Annotated in this window: 14 protein-coding genes and 1 pseudogene; 9 read left to right on the top strand and 6 right to left on the bottom strand. The window is 65.0% G+C overall.

Features of this window, described 5'->3' with window-relative positions; genetic code table 11:
• Positions 1–14: 14 nt before the first annotated feature.
• Both AC1RJ9_RS27435 and AC1RJ9_RS27430 read right to left on the bottom strand, forming a co-directional pair.
• On the bottom strand, positions 15–686 hold the full coding sequence (locus tag AC1RJ9_RS27435; RefSeq protein WP_492841785.1) for a response regulator transcription factor: 672 nt from the start codon (positions 684–686) through the stop codon (positions 15–17).
• Entirely contained in the window at positions 683–1,747 is a 1,065-nt protein-coding gene (locus tag AC1RJ9_RS27430) for a sensor histidine kinase (RefSeq protein ID WP_492841787.1), read from the bottom strand. The genes AC1RJ9_RS27435 and AC1RJ9_RS27430 overlap by 4 nt, the downstream gene beginning before the upstream one ends.
• A gap of 564 nt (positions 1,748–2,311) precedes the next feature.
• On the opposite strand from AC1RJ9_RS27430, the gene AC1RJ9_RS27425 reads away from it, so the two are divergent.
• On the top strand, positions 2,312–4,903 hold the full coding sequence (locus AC1RJ9_RS27425; RefSeq protein ID WP_492841789.1) for a glycosyl hydrolase 115 family protein: 2,592 nt from the start codon (positions 2,312–2,314) through the stop codon (positions 4,901–4,903).
• Between the two features lie 155 nt (positions 4,904–5,058).
• Here AC1RJ9_RS27425 and AC1RJ9_RS27420 read toward each other — a convergent pair whose 3' ends face one another.
• Both AC1RJ9_RS27420 and AC1RJ9_RS27415 read right to left on the bottom strand, forming a co-directional pair.
• On the bottom strand, positions 5,059–5,694 hold the full coding sequence (locus AC1RJ9_RS27420; RefSeq protein ID WP_492841791.1) for a thiamine pyrophosphate-dependent enzyme: 636 nt from the start codon (positions 5,692–5,694) through the stop codon (positions 5,059–5,061).
• Positions 5,691–6,188: a response regulator gene (locus AC1RJ9_RS27415; RefSeq protein WP_492841793.1), complete on the bottom strand. Its 498-nt coding sequence runs from the start codon at positions 6,186–6,188 to the stop codon at positions 5,691–5,693. Before AC1RJ9_RS27415 ends, AC1RJ9_RS27420 begins: the two co-directional genes overlap by 4 nt.
• A 186-nt stretch (positions 6,189–6,374) precedes the next feature.
• Here AC1RJ9_RS27415 and AC1RJ9_RS27410 point away from each other — a divergent pair.
• The 3 genes and pseudogenes from AC1RJ9_RS27410 to AC1RJ9_RS27400 form a co-directional block, all read left to right on the top strand.
• Positions 6,375–6,527 (top strand): annotated as a pseudogene (locus tag AC1RJ9_RS27410) (efflux transporter outer membrane subunit); the annotation flags it as partial.
• On the top strand, positions 6,524–7,117 hold the full coding sequence (locus AC1RJ9_RS27405; protein WP_492841795.1) for a cytochrome b: 594 nt from the start codon (positions 6,524–6,526) through the stop codon (positions 7,115–7,117). The pseudogene AC1RJ9_RS27410 and the gene AC1RJ9_RS27405, both read left to right, overlap by 4 nt.
• A 104-nt stretch (positions 7,118–7,221) precedes the next feature.
• Positions 7,222–7,719 carry a sigma-70 family RNA polymerase sigma factor gene (locus AC1RJ9_RS27400; RefSeq protein WP_492841797.1) on the top strand — a complete coding sequence of 166 codons (498 nt, stop codon included), beginning with the start codon at positions 7,222–7,224 and terminating at the stop codon, positions 7,717–7,719.
• 192 nt (positions 7,720–7,911) lie between these two features.
• Here the strand turns inward: AC1RJ9_RS27400 and AC1RJ9_RS27395 are convergent, their stop codons facing one another.
• Both AC1RJ9_RS27395 and AC1RJ9_RS27390 read right to left on the bottom strand, forming a co-directional pair.
• The gene (locus AC1RJ9_RS27395; RefSeq protein WP_492841799.1) at positions 7,912–8,733 is read right to left on the bottom strand and encodes a flagellin; all 822 of its coding nucleotides are present in this window, start codon (positions 8,731–8,733) and stop codon (positions 7,912–7,914) included.
• Between the two features lie 377 nt (positions 8,734–9,110).
• On the bottom strand, positions 9,111–10,154 hold the full coding sequence (locus AC1RJ9_RS27390; RefSeq protein ID WP_492841801.1) for a LysR family transcriptional regulator: 1,044 nt from the start codon (positions 10,152–10,154) through the stop codon (positions 9,111–9,113).
• 428 nt (positions 10,155–10,582) lie between these two features.
• Here AC1RJ9_RS27390 and AC1RJ9_RS27385 point away from each other — a divergent pair, with 428 nt between their 5' ends.
• From AC1RJ9_RS27385 to AC1RJ9_RS27365, 5 genes are all read left to right on the top strand, one after another.
• Positions 10,583–11,134, top strand: coding sequence for a hypothetical protein (locus AC1RJ9_RS27385; protein WP_492841803.1), 552 nt, complete (start codon positions 10,583–10,585; stop codon positions 11,132–11,134).
• A 14-nt stretch (positions 11,135–11,148) separates the two neighbouring features.
• Positions 11,149–12,339 carry an efflux RND transporter periplasmic adaptor subunit gene (locus AC1RJ9_RS27380; protein ID WP_492841805.1) on the top strand — a complete coding sequence of 397 codons (1,191 nt, stop codon included), beginning with the start codon at positions 11,149–11,151 and terminating at the stop codon, positions 12,337–12,339.
• On the top strand, positions 12,339–14,276 hold the full coding sequence (locus AC1RJ9_RS27375) for a MacB family efflux pump subunit (RefSeq protein WP_492841807.1): 1,938 nt from the start codon (positions 12,339–12,341) through the stop codon (positions 14,274–14,276). Before AC1RJ9_RS27380 ends, AC1RJ9_RS27375 begins: the two co-directional genes overlap by 1 nt.
• A 2-nt stretch (positions 14,277–14,278) precedes the next feature.
• Positions 14,279–15,664 (top strand): efflux transporter outer membrane subunit, encoded by a 1,386-nt coding sequence (locus AC1RJ9_RS27370; RefSeq protein WP_492841808.1) that lies wholly within the window; start codon positions 14,279–14,281, stop codon positions 15,662–15,664.
• Positions 15,665–15,824: 160 nt separating this feature from the next.
• Positions 15,825–16,232, top strand: a complete 408-nt coding sequence (locus AC1RJ9_RS27365; RefSeq protein WP_492841810.1) for a hypothetical protein — start codon at positions 15,825–15,827, stop codon at positions 16,230–16,232.
• Positions 16,233–16,400 lie beyond the last annotated feature (168 nt).

The following is a 16,400-nucleotide window of genomic DNA, read 5'->3' as shown; positions in this document are numbered from 1 at the left end:
CATCGCCCTCTTGGCTATATGATCACGGCCATGTAGCCGAGCCCCCGCAAGGCGCGGATCGACACGTTCGCCCCCAGGTCCGACAGTTTGCGGCGCACCCTGTGGACGTGAACCTGGATGGAGTTTTCCGTGTAGTCCTGCTCCAGGGAATGCAGGCTCTCGCCCAGCTGCGCCTTGGTGATCACCCGCTCGGGCGATCGCAGGAAACGCTCCAGGACGATGCTCTCGCCCCGCGACAGGCTCGTGCGCCCCTCGCCCACGGCCAGCTCGCGGGCGGCGGCGTCGTAGACGACGTCGCCATAGCGGATGACCGACTCGGCCAGGGGCGACGGCCGCCGCCTCAGGGCCCGCAGCCGCGCCACCAGTTCCTCGATCGCGAACGGCTTGACCAGATAGTCGTCGGCCCCGGCGTCCAGACCGCGCACCCGCTCGCCGACGCTGCCTAGCGCCGTCAGCAGCAGGACCGGCGTCGACAGCCCCGCGGCCCGCGCACTGGCCAACAGGTCCAGGCCGCTCTCGCGGGCCAGCATGATGTCCAGAATAACGACGTCATAGGGTGCGACCCGCCAGGCGTGCCAGCCGTCCTCGGGCGTCTCGAAGAGGTCGACCGCGAAACCGATCTTGGCGAGAGACTTCAGGGTCGCCTCGCCCAGCTTGGTGTTGTCCTCGATGAAGAGCACCCTCATGGACGGGTGTTCCGGCCGCCGGGACCGCGCCGGGAGAAGTCGAGGACGAAGCGCGCCCCGGCCTCCCCCGGGTCCAGCCGCGCCTCGCCGCCGTGCAGCGTCATGATCCGGCTGACGACCGAGAGGCCCAGACCCGCGCCGGCCCCACGCGGATCAGCCTTGCTGAACCGCTGGAACAGGCGATCGCGGAAATCGGAGGGCACGCCGGGCCCGTCGTCGCTGACCGTCAGGCGGCCGAAGACGTCGATCGTGACGAGAATCTCGCTGCCCCGCGGCGTATGTCGCACGGCGTTGTCGAGCAGATTGCGCAAGGCGACCTCGACCAGGCCCGGCGCGCCGCGGCACTCCCAATGGTCGGGAGCACTGTCGAAGGCGATCGTGCGGCCGCTCGCCACGATGGCGCCGGCCATGTCCCGCGTGAACTCGCGCGCCGTCTCGACCAGATCAAAGGAGACACTGGCCGGCGTGTCGCCGTCGGCCTCGGCCAGCGTCAGCAACTGGGCGATCAAGCGCGACAGACGGTCGAACTCCTCCATGGCTTCCCGGCGCTCGCTCGGTTCCAGCAGACTCTCGACCTGCGCCCGCAGCGTCGCCAGGGGCGTCCGCAGTTCATGCGCGGCGTTGGCGGAGAAGTCACGCTGGGCCCGCAGGCCCGCCTCAAGGCGATCAAGCGCGGCGTTGAAGGCCATGACCAGCGGCGCGATCTCGCGCGGTGTCGCCTCCAGCGGCAGCCGCTGGCTGACGGTGGCCGGCCCGATCTCGCCGGCGCGCTCGGAAATCCGCCTCAGCGGCCTCAGGCCCAGATGGAGCGCCGCGAAGACGCCCGCCATCATCATCGCCATCAGGGTAAGAATCCAGGGCAGGTTGTCGCTGATCTCGGTCGCCAGGTGAGCAAGGTCCACGCGCTTGGCATCGGCCATGGCGGCCTTGCTCGGGTCGAACAGCTGCACGACCATGAAGACCACGACCGTGACCAGCACCACCGATTGAAACAGCACCCAGATCAGGGAACGGCCGCTTTCCCGGGTCGGGCTGTGCTTGGTCGGTGGGCGGTCGAGCATAGGAATAATCTCCTTGCGGCGCGGAACGGCGGGGAAACGCCACGGAAGACTTTACGGCCTCGCCTACCGGCGACCGATCCGCCCGGCCAACAGCAGGCCGAAGGCCAGCGCCACAAGAACCAGCGCCAGGACGATCATTCAGCCGCCCACCGCCGCGCGAGGCAGCTTCGCGCCAAGAGGTCGTGATCGTCAAAAGGTCGCATGCGAGTCTTCCTTGGACGGCGTTGTCGGGAACGCTGGCGTGAGATGTCGCCCCAAGGCTTTCACGAGCCTTTCAGCCGGAAAGAAGAGCTACGCCGCAGCCTTGAACGATGCTTCCTGGCTATCTCCGGCGCTAACGGCGTGCTTGTCGTCTTCCAATTGCCAACACGCGCTAGCGGCAAAAGCCGCCGTTGGTTCACCGTCGGAAAGTAGACGTTCACCGGCGCCGCTATTGAACCCCGACCTCACGCCTGGTGACCAGTGCAACGAACCCTTGTGCATTTTAACCGCGCCGATAAGGTCAGACCTCCTATCATATTGGCCAGATGACTCGGTTAGTACGAGCATCGGCTTGGAGGAAGCGTGAGCCCCCACACATTCCTAACGACCGTGGCGAGCAGCTTGGCTTTGGCGTTGGTGACCGCGCCCGCCGCGTTTGCCTGCGACACGCCGGTCAGCGTCTGCGCGACGGGCAAGGCGACGAGCCTGGGGCTAATCCGCAAGGGGACGCCTGCTTCGGTCTATGTCGACGCGACGGCCGATCCGGCGGTGCGCCATGCCGCCGAGGGCCTGCGCGGCGATTTGGGACGGGTCAGCGGCGGCGAGGCGGCCAAGCTCTCGGATCTTTCCAAGGCTCATGGCGCGACGGTGATCATCGGCGTGCTCGGCGACAGCCCGGTCATCGACAGTCTTGTCCAAACCGGGAAGCTGAAGGTCGAGGATCTGGCCGGCCAGTGGGAAGGCTTCCGACAGGTCGTCGTCGAGCGCCCTGTCGCCAATGTGCCGCGCGCCCTGGTCATCGTCGGCGCCGACCGGCGCGGCGCGGTCTTTGGGGCCTATGATCTTTCCGAGCGCATCGGGGTGTCGCCCTGGACGTGGTGGGCCGACGTACCTGTGGCGAAGAAGAGCGATCTCTTCCTGACCGCTGGAGCCCGGGCGGACCATCCGCGCGTCAAGTATCGCGGCTTCTTCATCAACGACGAGGACCCGGCCTTCAGCGGCTGGGCCAAGAAGACGTTCGGCGGCATCAACGCCGATCTCTACGCCCACGTCTTCGAGCTGACCCTGCGCCTGAAGGGCAACTACCTGTGGCCGGCCATGTGGGCGCCCAAGGCGTTCAATGACGACGACCCGCGCAACAAGGTGCTGGCGGACGAAATGGGCGTGGTCATGGGCAGCTCGCACCACGAGCCGATGACCCGGGCCCAGAGCGAATGGCATCGCAACACCGACAAGGGCGTGACTGGCGGCCGCTGGGACTACGCGACCAACGGCGACAACCTGCGGACCTTCTGGCGCGGCGGCATCGAGCGGATTATGTCGAAGGGCGACGGCACGCCTTATGAGAGCCTGGTGACGGTCGGCATGCGCGGCGACGGCGACGAGCCGATGGCCGAGGGCGCGGCGACCCAGCTCCTGGAGAAGATCGTCGCCGACCAGCGCCAGATCATCGCCGACGTGACCGGCAAGCCGGCCGACCAGACACCGCAGGTCTGGGCGCTCTACAAGGAGGTCCAGGACTATTACGACCACGGCATGCGGGTCCCTGACGACGTGACCCTGCTGTTTTCCGACGACAACTGGGGCCAGATCCGGCGGCTGCCGGTGGCCGGCAAGGACAAGCTGCCCCGCGCCGGCGGCTATGGCGTCTACTACCACTTCGACTACGTCGGCGGGCCGCGGAACTACAAGTGGATCAACACCAACCAGGTCGCCAAGGTCTGGCAGCAGATGGACCTGGCCTACCAGCGCCAGGCGCGGAACCTGTGGATCGTCAATGTCGGCGACATCAAGCCGATGGAATATCCGCTCAGCTTCTTTCTGCGCATGGCCTGGAACCCCGAGGCGATGACGCCCAAGGCCCTGGCGGCCTTCCCGCGTGAGTGGGCTGGCGAGGCCTTTGGTCCGGCGCTCGGCGCCGAGATCGGCGAGGCGCTGGAGACCTATTCGACCCTCGCCGCGCGCAGGAAGCCCGAGCTGATCGACCAGGACACGTTCCCGCTGGGCCCGGACAACGGCGCGGGCCCGCTGGACGGCGGGGAATTTGGCGACATCGTCGACCGCTGGCGGGCGCTGTCGGCCAAGGTGGCGGCCATCAAGGCGCGGCTGCGGCCCGACCAGCAGGACGCCTATTTCCAGCTGGTCGAATATCCGGTGACGGCCTTCGCCAACCTTTACGAGATGTACTACGCCACGGCCTGGAACCGGCGGCTGTCGGCCCGCAACGACGCCCGCGCCAACGTCTTCGCCGACAAGGTCGAGGCCGCCTTCAAGCGCGACGCCGACCTGACCGCTCAGTACCACGCCATGAACGGCGGCAAGTGGGACGGCATGATGAACCAGGTCCACATGAGCTATGTGATCTGGAACGATCCGACCCAGCAGACCATGCCCAGCGTCGCCCGCGTGTCGGCGGACACCCCGCCGGAAAAGCTGGCGACCAAGGTCGTCTTCGCGGGCTCGGCCGCCAGCGACCCGAACCTCGTCACGATCGAGGCCGCCAAGTTCGACCGCGCCGTGGGCGGGAAGGGCCTGACCTGGACGGTGCTGTCGGATCTGGGCCAAGGCGACGCCGTGCTCGCCCTGCCGCAAGGCCGGCCCGCGACGGAGATCGGCGACGGCGTTCGGCTGGACTATGCGGTGTCGGTTCCGCGCGCGGGTCCGGCCAAGGTCCGCCTGCGCCTGGCCCCGACCCTGGACACCAGCGGCGGCAAGGGCCTGCGGATCGGCGTCTCCCTCGACGACGGCCCCGTTCAGGTCCTGACGTCCAGCCTGGTTCCGACGGCCGGCTCGGCCTCGACCCCCGAACAGATCGCCTGGGTCGCTGCGGTCAAGGACCATGCCCACACCGTCGAGGCCCTCTTCCCGGACCTCGCGGCGGGCGCTCACAGGATCAAGGTCTGGCGCCTGGACGACAACGTGGTGCTGGAGAAGTTGATCGTCGACCTGCGCTAAACGCTTCCGCTCACATTCTGTCCTACCGATCATGACCTCGGTGCAGTTGGGCCAGTCGCGCCAGGAGCTGCCATTAGCTTGCGTCCAAAAACGCGACGTTCGGCTCCCGACGCGAGGACAGCTCACGGCCCTAGGTCTTACCGCGGCGTCATGGTTCAGCGCTTGAGATTGACCTTGGCCAGGTCGATCAACTCGGCGGCGCGGCCGTCCAGAACAGCCTTCAGGGCGAAGACGCCGAACTTATGGGCCTCGTCCAGCGTGATCTTGGGCGGCATGACCAGCTCCTGGCGGGCGGTGACCACGTCGACCAGGGCTGGCCCATCATGGGCGAAGGCCTCAGCGATCCCCGCCTCGAGATCTTGCGCGCGCTCTATCCGTACGCCCTTGACGCCCATGGCCTGCGCCATGGCCGCGAAGTTGGGGTTTTTCAGATCGACGGCGGTGTCGAGAAAGCCGCCGGCCTTCATCTCCATCTCGACGAAGCCCAGCGTGCCATTGTTGAGCACGACGACCTTCACCGGCAAGCCGAGCTGCGAAAGGCTGATGAAGTCGCCCATCATCATCGAGAACCCGCCGTCGCCCGACAGCGACACGACCTGGCGTCCCGGGAAAGCCGACTGCGCGCCGATCGCCTGCAGCAAGGCGTTGGCCATTGAACCGTGGTTGAATGAGCCCAGGAGCCGGCGCTGACCGTCCAGCCGCAGATAGCGCGCCGCCCAGACCGTGGGCGTGCCGACATCACAGGTGAAGACCGCGTCCTTGGCCGCCAGTTCGCTGACGATGCGAGTCACCGTGAGCCCGGATGACCCAGCAACGCGTAAGGTGCCATAACCCCGACGGTCTCGAGGGCGCGCTCCTCCAGACCCAGGCCGGCGCAGGCCTGACGGTGCACGACATACTCGACACCGGCGATGACGACGACGCGATAGTCCAAGGCGCGTCCTCGCACCGGGATGAGGCCGGCCAGCGGGTTGAAGGGCTTGACGACATAGTCGTCCGCGCCGATCCGCAAGGCTTGCAGCTTGTCCAGGTCCTGGTCCAAGGCCGTCAGCATGATGACGGGCGTCGCGCCGCTCCTGCGCAGTTGCGCCAGGACCTCCCAGCCGTCCAGCTTGGGCAGACCCACGTCCAGCAGGACGATGTCGGGCCGAAGCGCCTGATGCAGCTCGACCGCGGTCTGACCATCCCGCGCCGTGACGGTCCTGAACCCCTCGCGCTCCAGATAACCGACGAGGATCTCCACGATCTCGCGCTCGTCTTCAGCGATCAGAACTAAGGCGTTCACTGGGTCTCCAATGCGGCTCCGATCGGATTGATCGAGCACTCACCATCGTTACGCGGGCGGCGCCAGCCCCCCCCCCACGAAGTCGCAACACACCCTCCACGATCGGGCAACCGCGCTCGGGCATAGGCTCGCGGCGCCTCGAGCGGCGCGCCTTGGAAGCCTCACTCTTCATGGACCGCCAGGTACCGCGCCGACCTGGAGGGCCGCCTCGAACTGCTCGACGCGCAGCGCGCCAGCTATGCGGTCCGTCAGACGCTGCTCTCGCTTCGGCGCGACCAGCTAGCGGCCATGGTCACGCTCTACGCCGCGCTCGGTGGCGGTCTGGAGCCGGCGTCGTGAAAAACGATATCGAAGGAGCGTCACAAGTGAGACCCGTCACGAGCGAGCTCGGCGGCCCCGACCGCTACCCCTTCTCGATGCGCGCCTTCCATTGGCTTCGCGCGCTCCTGCTGGTCGGGCTGATCGCTCTGGGCTGGTACATGACCGCTCTTCCCGAAGCGGCGCCGATCAAGTTCGCCCTCTATCCGATCCACAAGCAGTTGGGCGTGACTGTCCTTCTCATCGCCATCGCCGCGCTCTTTGTTCGCGGACGTTCGGTTCACCCCGCCGAGCCTCGCGGCTTGTCGCGTTTTGAAGCGATCCTGTCGCGCTTCACGCACCGCGCGCTGCTGGTCCTCGCTATCGTCGTGCCGCTGATGGGCTACGCGATGTCCAGTTCCTATGTCGACAGCGACGGCGTGCCGTTCCTGTTCATGATGCTTCCGGAGCTCTTGCCCAAGAGCGATCTCGGCTTCGCCGTTTTCCAATGGCTGCACAGGCTTCTGGCCTACGCGCTGCTCGCCCTGGCCCTCCTGCACGTGATCGGGGCGCTGAAGCACCGCCTGGTGGATCGCGGCGGCGAAAGCGACGTGCTCGGCCGAATGCTGTGACGCCGACCTAGCCCCCTCGTCATCGAAGACCTTTGCCCAACATCGGCTTTCAGCCATCGAGGCCAAGTTCCGTGACTACTTCGCCTTCGTCCTCGACCTCTCCGTTGATCATCGCCTACTTCGTGCGGCGCGAGGACTTGCGTCGCTTCCTCTCCGCCAGGACGGCCGGAGGCGGAGACGTCGACGATCTCATTCAGGACCTCTATCTCAAGGTCCAGCGCGTGAACGGCGAGGCGATCGAAAACCCCTCGGCCTATCTATATCGGCTAGCGTCAAATCTGGCTTTGGATCGTCTACGCGCCAAGTATCGGTCCGCCGCGCGCGACGCGGCTTGGCGAGACGTCAATCATACGAGTCTGGGTTCCACTGCCATCGCCGACGCGGCGGACGCCGAGGCCGCCGTGGACGCTCGCCTCCGACTTGAAAGACTGGTCCTCACCCTCGGCGCTCTGCCGCCTATGACAAAGCGCGTATTCACGCTGCACAAGCTTGACGGCCTGACCCATGCCGAAACCGCCAGACGGCTTGGAATCTCAAGAAGCGCGGTCGAAAAGCACATCAGCCGAGCGATCAAACACCTGCTCGCGGCATCCCGCGGGTGAGCAAGGGCGGTATGGGCGCCCGGATCAGCCCGCGCCCACGCCGCGCGCCCTCCAGCACGTGGGCGGACACCGCGGCGCCGAGCGTCGCTAACCGATAGCTCAGGCAATTGACGAAGGTCGTCACCAGCGCGACCAGAAGCCAACCTTGAAAAGCGCCGCCCCCGCATCCCAAGCGGAGGCGGCTCGCGCCTCTTATCGGAAAAGGCTCAACAGCGACTGAGTTGATTGGTTAGCGATAGACAAAGCCTGCACCCCGAGCTGCTGCTTGGTTTGCAGCGCCTGCAGCTTGGCGCTTTCCTTGGCGAGGTCCGCGTCCACAAGATTGCCCACCCCCGACGTCAGGCTGTCTTGCAGCTTGCCGACGAAGGTCAGGTGGGTGTCGAGGCCGGTCGAGCTGGTGCCCAGCGAAGCCAACTTGTTGGTGGCGGTGCCGATGGCCTTGTCGACGGTGGCGATCATCGACTTCGCCGCGCTGGCGCTGGCGAAGCTGGAACCCGCCGACAGGCCGAGGCCGGCCAGACCCAGGGTCTGGGCCTTGACGGTGAAGCCCGAGCCGTCCGAATTGGCCAGGAAGGTCATCTTGGTGCCCTTGCCGTCGGCCAGGCTGACGCCGTTGAACTTGGCGTTGTCGGCGGCCTTCTGCACCTGGTCGCGCAGCGAGTTGAAGTCCGACTTCAGCGCATTGAACGAGGCGGTGTTCAGCGAGGTGTCGGAAGCGGCCAGGGCCTTTTCCTTCATCTTGCCGAGCAGGTCGGTGATGGTGTCGCCGGCGGCCAGGGCCACGTCGATCGTCGACTGGCCGCGTTGCAGCGAGTCCTTCACCGAGTTCAACGACTGGGCGGTGGACGATTGCGTCTTGGACATAGCCCAGATCGCGCCGTTGTCCTTGGCGCTGCCGACCTTCTTGCCAGTGCTGATCCGTTGCTGAACTGATCTCAGATCCGAAGCCGTATTATTCAGGTTCTGAAGCGCGATCATCGCGCCAGAGTTCGTGTTGATGCTGTTAACAGCCATAATTCACATTGCCCTTTGTGCTATCAACGACACAAAGATCGTTGATCGGCTTTTTGCCTTCGGGCAATTTCCGCCGCCAAAAGCGGGATTTCGTTAATTTACTCAATTAGATATTCAAAATCCATTTCAGTTATAATCGAGATTATTTTCCGTCGATCACCAGCCCCCGCACATGGACCCACGCATACTCATGATGCCAGCAGGGGGTGACCGCGGCGCGAGTGGCTGTCGCGCCGCGGCCATGAGACCTGCCCGGACGGAAGGCCTCGCAAGAGGCGCGGCGAGGGTTCCAGACCCGCTCGACACCTCTTCATATAGCCCGGGACGAAGCGACCACGGGGATGCGGGGAGCGGCCAGAACGCCACGGGGCGCCGAACTATCGCGCGGCGTCGTTGCGCGAACGTGGCGGTTCGGTGGAGGCGCCATGGGGCGGAACTTCCGCCGCGGATGGCTCCGCGAAACCGTCGACCCGACGGCGCTCAGAGCCAAATCTAGGCTTGGGATCGGCTACTTGGGCGAGTTGATCCACGAGCCATAGGACTATCGGATCCTCACGCGAACGGCCGCGCCAAAGCAGCCAATAGCTGAAGGGCTCCAAGTCAAACGGCGCGTCGAGCACGACCAGATCGTGATGGCCGGCTGTCAGCAGGCGGGCCACGCGGTCGGGGACCACCATGATCGCGTCAGAACCTAATATGAGAGGCGCCGCCAACGAGGAATAGGGAACACGCATGATGATCCGCCGCTCCCGCCCCAGGATAGCGAGGCGGCGCTCGGCGGGATCGTCATCTTCGCCTTGCGCTGTGCTGACCACATGCGGCCAGGCCAGAAACTCATCGAGCGTCAGACGCGCGGGGCGAAGCGAAGCGCGCCCTGTCGCCATGAGCGGATGATCGGCGCGAAGGATGCATTGGTGGTTTTCTACAAAAAGCAGTCGCTCGAAGACGCGCGTCGGCCGGGGATCATGGCTCGTTAGGACAAGATCGGCATCGCCGACAGCCAGGGCGTTCAGATGCGTCGGCAAGAGCGGCTCGACTTCAAGGCATAGACCCGGAGCAGCCCGACTGATCCGCTCCAAGGCCGGAGCAAGCACCGTCAGAACGCCATAATCCGAAGAGGCGATCCGATAAACCCCGGCGAAGTCGCGCGGCTCCTGGGCCGGGCCTCGGCGCAGGAGGGCCTCGGTCTCGCCGAGCCAACGGCAGAGGGGTTCCTCAAGGGATTTGGCGCGACGGGTCAGCGCCATGCCGCTGTTGGTCTTGATCAAAAGCGGGTCATTGAGAAGCTCGCGCAGCCGGCCTAGCGAACGGCTGACCGCCGGCTGGCTGACACCCAGGCGTTGGGCTGTCAGCGTGACGCTGCGCGTGACTACAAGGCTATGCAGAATAGTCAGAAGATTAAGGTCAAACTCTTCCAGCATTTTGGGTCGCCGCGTCGGGAACGGCCCAGGTCTTAGCCTCTTCGCCCTTCCCACCAAGCGGAAGTTGACCGCCTACACAGACGCTCCATCACGCCCCCATCCCGGCGCAACACTATCGGCCGATAAGAGCTTCGACGCCCCAGCCTCAGCCCGGACGCCGCCCTGCGGGACACGATCACATAAATTAATCAAAGTATAGATTCACGTATTCGCGCCAAATCAAGACGCAAGTAAAATAACACTCGTAGACGTTATTATTTAAAAGATGATAATTCACCAAAATATCAATCTAAATCGGAAATTAATCATATGGAAAACAGCTATTAGCGAAAATAGTCGATATTAAATCTATAGAATTCGAATTGAATTCGACGATATATTTAAAGAACACTCAATAGAGATTAGACCTGCAAAAGCGGACCACCACGATGCCCCCGAAGAAATCCATCTTTGTCTCAGTGATAGGCGCCACAGCGATCCTGTCAGCGCCCGCCCTAGCCCAGGTCAAGAAGGAGTCCCCCTCCGCTGAAAGCGCCTCCAGGACGGCCGAAAAGCCAGAGCCTGCCCGCTTGGGCGAAGCGCGAAAAAAGGCCATGGACATCGGCTCCCAACCGGCACGTGACGTCGGCATGGCCAAGCGCGAGATTCCCGCGATCCTGCGAAAGGCTTATGACGCCCCCTACGGCTTGAACGACCTCGACGGTTGCGCGGCCCTCGAAGCCGAGATCGCCTCGCTGAACGAAGCGCTGGGCCCCGATTTCGACGCCGACGATACCCCCAAGGAAGGCGGCGGCAAGCTGGCCGAAGCGGGCGGGAAGATGCTGGTCAACAGCTTGGTTCCTTTCCGCGGCCTGGTGCGTGAGATCACAGGAGCGGCGTCCGCCGACCGTTACCTGAACAACGTCGTGGATGCGGGCCTGGCTCGCCGCGGATTCTTGCGAGGCGTACACCTCAAGCAAGGATGTGAAGCGAACCTCTAAGGGTCGCCATCGCCATGAAACGTCACCTGATCATAGGCTCCGCCCTCGCCGTCCTCGCCGCCGGCGCGCTGTCGATTCCCATGGTGTTCGCGCCGCGCAAGTCGCCGCATCTGCTCACCACCGTCGTCACCCGAGGCGACCTTGAGGAAGCCGTCGTCGCCAACGGCAAGCTTGAGCCGAGCCAGCTTGTTGGCGTTGGCGCCCAGGTTTCTGGCCAGGTTCAGGCGCTCAATGTCGTACTTGGCCAGCACGTTCGAAGGGGTGATTCCATCGCCCGGATCGATCCCCAGCCTCAGACCAACGCCTTGAGCGTCGCTCGCGCCGAATTGGCAAACGCCAAGGCTCAGGAGGCATCTCGCCAGGCCGCGCTGACCCGCGCCGAACTTGCCTTCCGACGTCAGCACGACATGGGGCCGGGCCTCGCGACATCGCAAGCTGAGTACGAGACGGCCGAGGCGGACCTGAAAGGCGCCCGCGCGGCGTTGGTTTCCGCCCAGGCTCAAGTTCGCCAGGCCAGCGTCAGTGTCGCTATCGCGGAAGTCAATTTGGGCTACACGCGCATCGTCGCGCCGATCGACGGGGTCGTCGTCGCTGTCGTCACCAAACAAGGCCAGACTGTTAACGCGGCGCTTTCGATTCCGACCATCGTGGTGCTGGCCAGCCTCGACACCATGCGGGTGAAAGCCAACGTCTCCGAAGCCGATGTCATCAAGGTCAAGCCCGGTCTGCCGGCTCGCTTCACCATTCTTGGCGACCCGGATCGAGCCTACCACGCCCGTCTCACGCAGGTGCAGGCGGTTCCCGATACCATCGTCAACGAACTGGGAACGGGCGCCGGCGCGACCGCCCAGGGGGCGCCAGCGGCTTCGGCTATCTATTACAGCGCGCTTTTCGAGGTGCCAAATCCCGATGGACGGCTGCGCGCGATGATGACCACGCAAGTCTCCATCGTCCTGGCGTCAAGGCGCGGCGTGCTCAAAATTCCCGCCACCGCGCTGGGCCAGCGCCTCGCGGATGGGCGCTACCCCGTGCGGGTCGAACTCCCCAGCGGTGAGATCGCCACACGTCCTATTCGCACCGGCCTCAACAACAAGGTCTCGGTGGAGGTGGTCGATGGCCTGGCCGAGGGTGACAAGGTGGTGGTTGGAGAGACCATCGCGGGCGACAGCGTCGATCCCGCGGCGGCATTCATGGGCGGGTTCTGATGGACGCCCCGCCGCTTCTGCGCCTAGTGGGCGTGCGGCGCGACTATCCCACGGGGGATGGCGTGTTCGCGGCCCTCGGGGGCGTCGACCTTGAGATCCGCGCGGGCGAAATGGTCGCAATTGTCGGCGCGTCAGGATCGGGTAAGTCGACCTTGATGAACATCCTGGGCTGCCTGGATCGGCCAACGGCGGGAATCTACCAGATCGCCGGTCGTGATACGGCGAAACTTGGCCCGGACGATTTGGCGGCGCTTCGTCGCGAGCGGTTCGGCTTCATCTTCCAACGCTACCATCTTCTGGCCGCGATGAGCGCGGTCGCCAATGTCGAGACCCCCGCGATCTATGCGGGCGACGCGCGCGCGACACGGCGCGCGCGCGCGCGCGATCTGCTGGTCCGCCTAGGCCTTGGGGATCGCCTCTCGCATCGTCCGAGCCAGCTCTCGGGCGGTCAGCAGCAACGCGTGTCGATCGCTCGGGCGCTGATCAATGGCGGCGAAATCATCCTGGCCGACGAACCTACCGGCGCGCTCGACCGCGCCAGCGGCGAAAAAGTGATGGAGATCCTGCGGGATCTGCATGCGGAAGGTCACACGATCATCTTGGTGACCCACGACATGTCGGTGGCGCGGCACGCGCCTCGCATCATAGAGATCAGCGATGGCGTTATCGTGGCCGACCGCGCGCGACGCTCGGATGCGCCGAGCCTCGCGCTTCGTCCGGCGCCGGAGCCTAGAATGGCCGGCGTCCACCGGTTGACGGAGAGCTTCCAGCTGGCGCTCGTGGCGATGGCGACGCACAAGCTGCGCACGCTCCTGACGATGCTCGGCGTGATCATCGGCATCGCTTCCGTGGTGTCCGTGGTGGCGATCGGCAACGGATCGCGCAGCCAGATCATGAAGCAGCTCTCGGACTTGGGAACCAACACCCTCGATCTCTACCCAGGCAAGGACTTTGGCGACCTCGAGGCAAGCAAGGTCGAGACATTGACGCCCTCGGACGTCGAGGCGCTGAGGAAACAGCCGTACGTCGACAGCGTGACGCCAGGCGTCTTCACGACAGTCGCAGCGCGCTACCGAAGCGTGACGGCCAACGCCGAGGTCTCAGGCGTCGGCGCCGACTTCTTCCGGGTCAAGGGCTCGAAGTTCGCCGAAGGCCGTGGCTTCGACGCGGAAGCGGTCGCTAGCATTCGACAGGACGTCGTGCTCGACAACAACGCGCGCAAGGCTCTGTTCGCCCACGGCGAGCCCGCCATCGGCCAAACGATCATGCTGGGGCAGACCCCGGCCAGAGTTGTCGGCGTCATCCAGCGAAAGCCGTCCGGCGGGCGCGACTCCAGCCTGACGATCTATGCGCCGTACACCACGGTGATGACCCGGATGCTGGGCGTTTCTCATCTAAGCAGCGTGACAGTGCGCGTTTCCGACAAGTCTCCGGTCGCTGCGGCGCAAGGCGCTGTCACGCAGTTGATGACGATGCGCCACGGCAAGAAGGACTTCTTCATCAGCAACAACGATCAAATCCGAAAGATGGTCGAAAAGACAGCCAAGACGCTGACGCTGCTCATCAGCTCGATCGCTGTAATATCCTTGGTGGTCGGCGGTATCGGCGTGATGAACATCATGCTCGTATCGGTCACCGAACGCACCGCCGAAATCGGACTTCGCATGGCGGTCGGCGCGCGGCGCGCGGACATCTTGCACCAATTTCTGATCGAGGCGGTGCTAGTCTGCCTTCTTGGCGGCGTCATCGGCATCGCCCTGGCGCTCGGGATCGCCGGCGTTCTGGCGGCGGCCGGATCTGGACTGGTCATGCAGTTCTCACCGCTCTCGATCATCGCGGCCTTCGCCTGCTCCACCTTCATCGGCGTAGCCTTCGGCTACCTGCCCGCCCGCAACGCCGCGCGCCTCGATCCGATCGACGCACTCAGCAGAGTCTAGCAATGACTATTCCCGGTCTCCGCCATTCGGCGGCGCTACTGCCGATCACCGCCCTCCTGGCGGGGTGCGCCCTCGCCCCCCATGCCGCCTATACTCCTCCCGCGACGGTGACCGCGCCGACATGGCAGGCAGCCGCGCCATCCGAACCCGCGCCACGGCCGACGATGTGGTGGAAAACACTCGGTGACCCGCGCATGGACCGGCTCATTGACCAGGTGACAACGCGCAATCCCGGTCTCGCCGCCGCCGGCCTTCGCCTCAAGCGCGCGCGCCTATCGCTGGACCTGGCGAGTCAGCGCTTGAAGCCGACCATCGTCGCGGATGTCTCCCATGGCCTTAGCCAGCCCATGACGGGCCGACGACAGTCGTCGTTGTCCTCGAGCGCCTCGATCACGACGAGTTGGGAGCTGGACCTCTTTGGCCGCTTGGCGGCTCAGCGCGACATGGAGCGTTGGGAGGCCCAAGCCAGCCAGCAGGATCTGGAGGCCACGCGCCTGGCCTTGGTCGGCTCGGCGGCGAGCGCCTGGTGGCAGCTGGCGTTGGCGAACGAGCGCATGGCGCTCGGCGACCAGAGTCTGATGAACGCCCAACGCACCTTCGACCTCGTCGCCCGCCGGTATCAGGCCGGAGCGGCCTCGGCTGTCGAGATGAAGGGCGCCGAGCAAAGCATTGCATCGCAAGAAGCCCAACGCATTCGGCTCGATCAAGCTCGCGCGGAGGCGCGAAACGCCCTCGCGGCGCTGCTAGGCGAACACGCCTATAATGGACCGGAGCCGAAGGCGCTCCCGACGGCCAACCTGCCCGAGATCCCAGCGGGACTCCCGTCGGACCTGCTGGCTCGGCGCCCGGACTTGGCAGCGGCGCAGGCTAGGCTTCGCCGCGCGCTAGCCGCGCAGGACGCGGCGCTGGCCGATACCTATCCCCGCTTTACGCTCACCGGCTCAGCCGGCGGCGTGAGCAGCGCGCTCAGCAACGTTCTTCGCGCGCCAAGCATGGGCTTGACCGGAGGGGTGAGCTTTCCGTTTCTCGACGCCCGTCGCGCTCGGTTGTCCGTCGGCGTGGCGAAGGTCGACTATGAGCTCGCGGCCGAACAGTTCCGGCAAACCTTCTACGATGCGTTGCGCGATACCGAGAACGCGCTTTCCAACAGAGCCGTGACGCTGATGCAAGGTGAGCAGCTCGTTCGCGATCTGTCCGCAGCCCGTCAGGCCGAGAGCCTGTACGCCCAACAGTACAAGGCCGGCGCTATTCCTTTAAGAACGGTATTGGACGCCCAGGAGCGGCGGCGCGTGGCCCAGAACGCTGTCCTTCAGAACCGCTTTGATCAGCTCAACGCCCAAATGGTTCTCTATATGGCCTTGGGCGGCGAGCCGGCCGCCAAACCATGACGCCAAGGACAGTGATGGCGGACAGTGGCTTTCGGCCCCACCCGCTTGAGCGAAGGCTGGATCGAGCGGTCAAACAACACCTTCGGCTTAACCGGCGGGCTCACAAAGCGCTGAGTGACCAGCTTCGTTTCGATTGGCGGCGTTATCTGTAGGTGGCTTGATGACCTCTTCATCCCCGCTGAGCGCGCTGCTGGCGGCCGCGCACGCTTTACGCCAGTCGGCGATTACCCGTGTCGAAAGGGCGTCAGCGCCGAGCCCGCGAGACCAAGCCCAAGAAGCTGGGAACCAAGCGCTCGATAAAGACCACCGGCGGCGGCGACCAACGGAACGGAAAGGTTCCCAGCTTAGCGATGTGGCGGACATGTCGCCGCGACAGGCGGCGACGACCTTGGATGCGGTGGCGAAGCTGCGCGACATGTACGGCGAAGGAGGCCTTGAGGTGAAGGCTTCTCGAGGTGAGGAAACGACGACATCCCTCGCGACCTACACCCGTTGGCTTCAGGAACGCGCTGGCGAAGCCACCGCCGATCCCGACACGCAGGCAAACCTCTTTAGCCTGAAAACCTGATCGGGGTGCGCTGGTCGCGCATGCTCATCCATGAGCGGCTTGGCGGTGAACCCGCCTAGCGGACGACAGTTCCGGGCGTTCGCGCTTGGATCGCCCTAGGCCACAGACCCATAAACGGGATTCCCAAAAAGTGGCGGGGCTGATTCAAACCTTCTGAGACGGGAGGTT

Source organism: Caulobacter sp. GW822-FHT07D08 (genome assembly GCF_058798735.1).
Note: the sequence above shows the minus strand (reverse complement) of the source record. Positions and strands in the feature narration are given on the sequence as shown.

What these genes read in the sequence shown, in the direction of transcription:
- AC1RJ9_RS27365 (WP_492841810.1), top strand. Translation starts at nt 15,825, where the DNA reads ATGACCTCTTCATCCCCGCTGAGCGCGCTGCTGGCGGCCGCGCACGCT.
- AC1RJ9_RS27375 (WP_492841807.1), top strand. Translation starts at nt 12,339, where the DNA reads ATGGACGCCCCGCCGCTTCTGCGCCTAGTGGGCGTGCGGCGCGACTAT.
- AC1RJ9_RS27435 (WP_492841785.1), bottom strand. Translation starts at nt 686, where the DNA reads ATGAGGGTGCTCTTCATCGAGGACAACACCAAGCTGGGCGAGGCGACC.
- AC1RJ9_RS27370 (WP_492841808.1), top strand. Translation starts at nt 14,279, where the DNA reads ATGACTATTCCCGGTCTCCGCCATTCGGCGGCGCTACTGCCGATCACC.
- AC1RJ9_RS27430 (WP_492841787.1), bottom strand. Translation starts at nt 1,747, where the DNA reads ATGCTCGACCGCCCACCGACCAAGCACAGCCCGACCCGGGAAAGCGGC.
- AC1RJ9_RS27380 (WP_492841805.1), top strand. Translation starts at nt 11,149, where the DNA reads ATGAAACGTCACCTGATCATAGGCTCCGCCCTCGCCGTCCTCGCCGCC.
- AC1RJ9_RS27385 (WP_492841803.1), top strand. Translation starts at nt 10,583, where the DNA reads ATGCCCCCGAAGAAATCCATCTTTGTCTCAGTGATAGGCGCCACAGCG.
- AC1RJ9_RS27390 (WP_492841801.1), bottom strand. Translation starts at nt 10,154, where the DNA reads ATGCTGGAAGAGTTTGACCTTAATCTTCTGACTATTCTGCATAGCCTT.
- AC1RJ9_RS27395 (WP_492841799.1), bottom strand. Translation starts at nt 8,733, where the DNA reads ATGGCTGTTAACAGCATCAACACGAACTCTGGCGCGATGATCGCGCTT.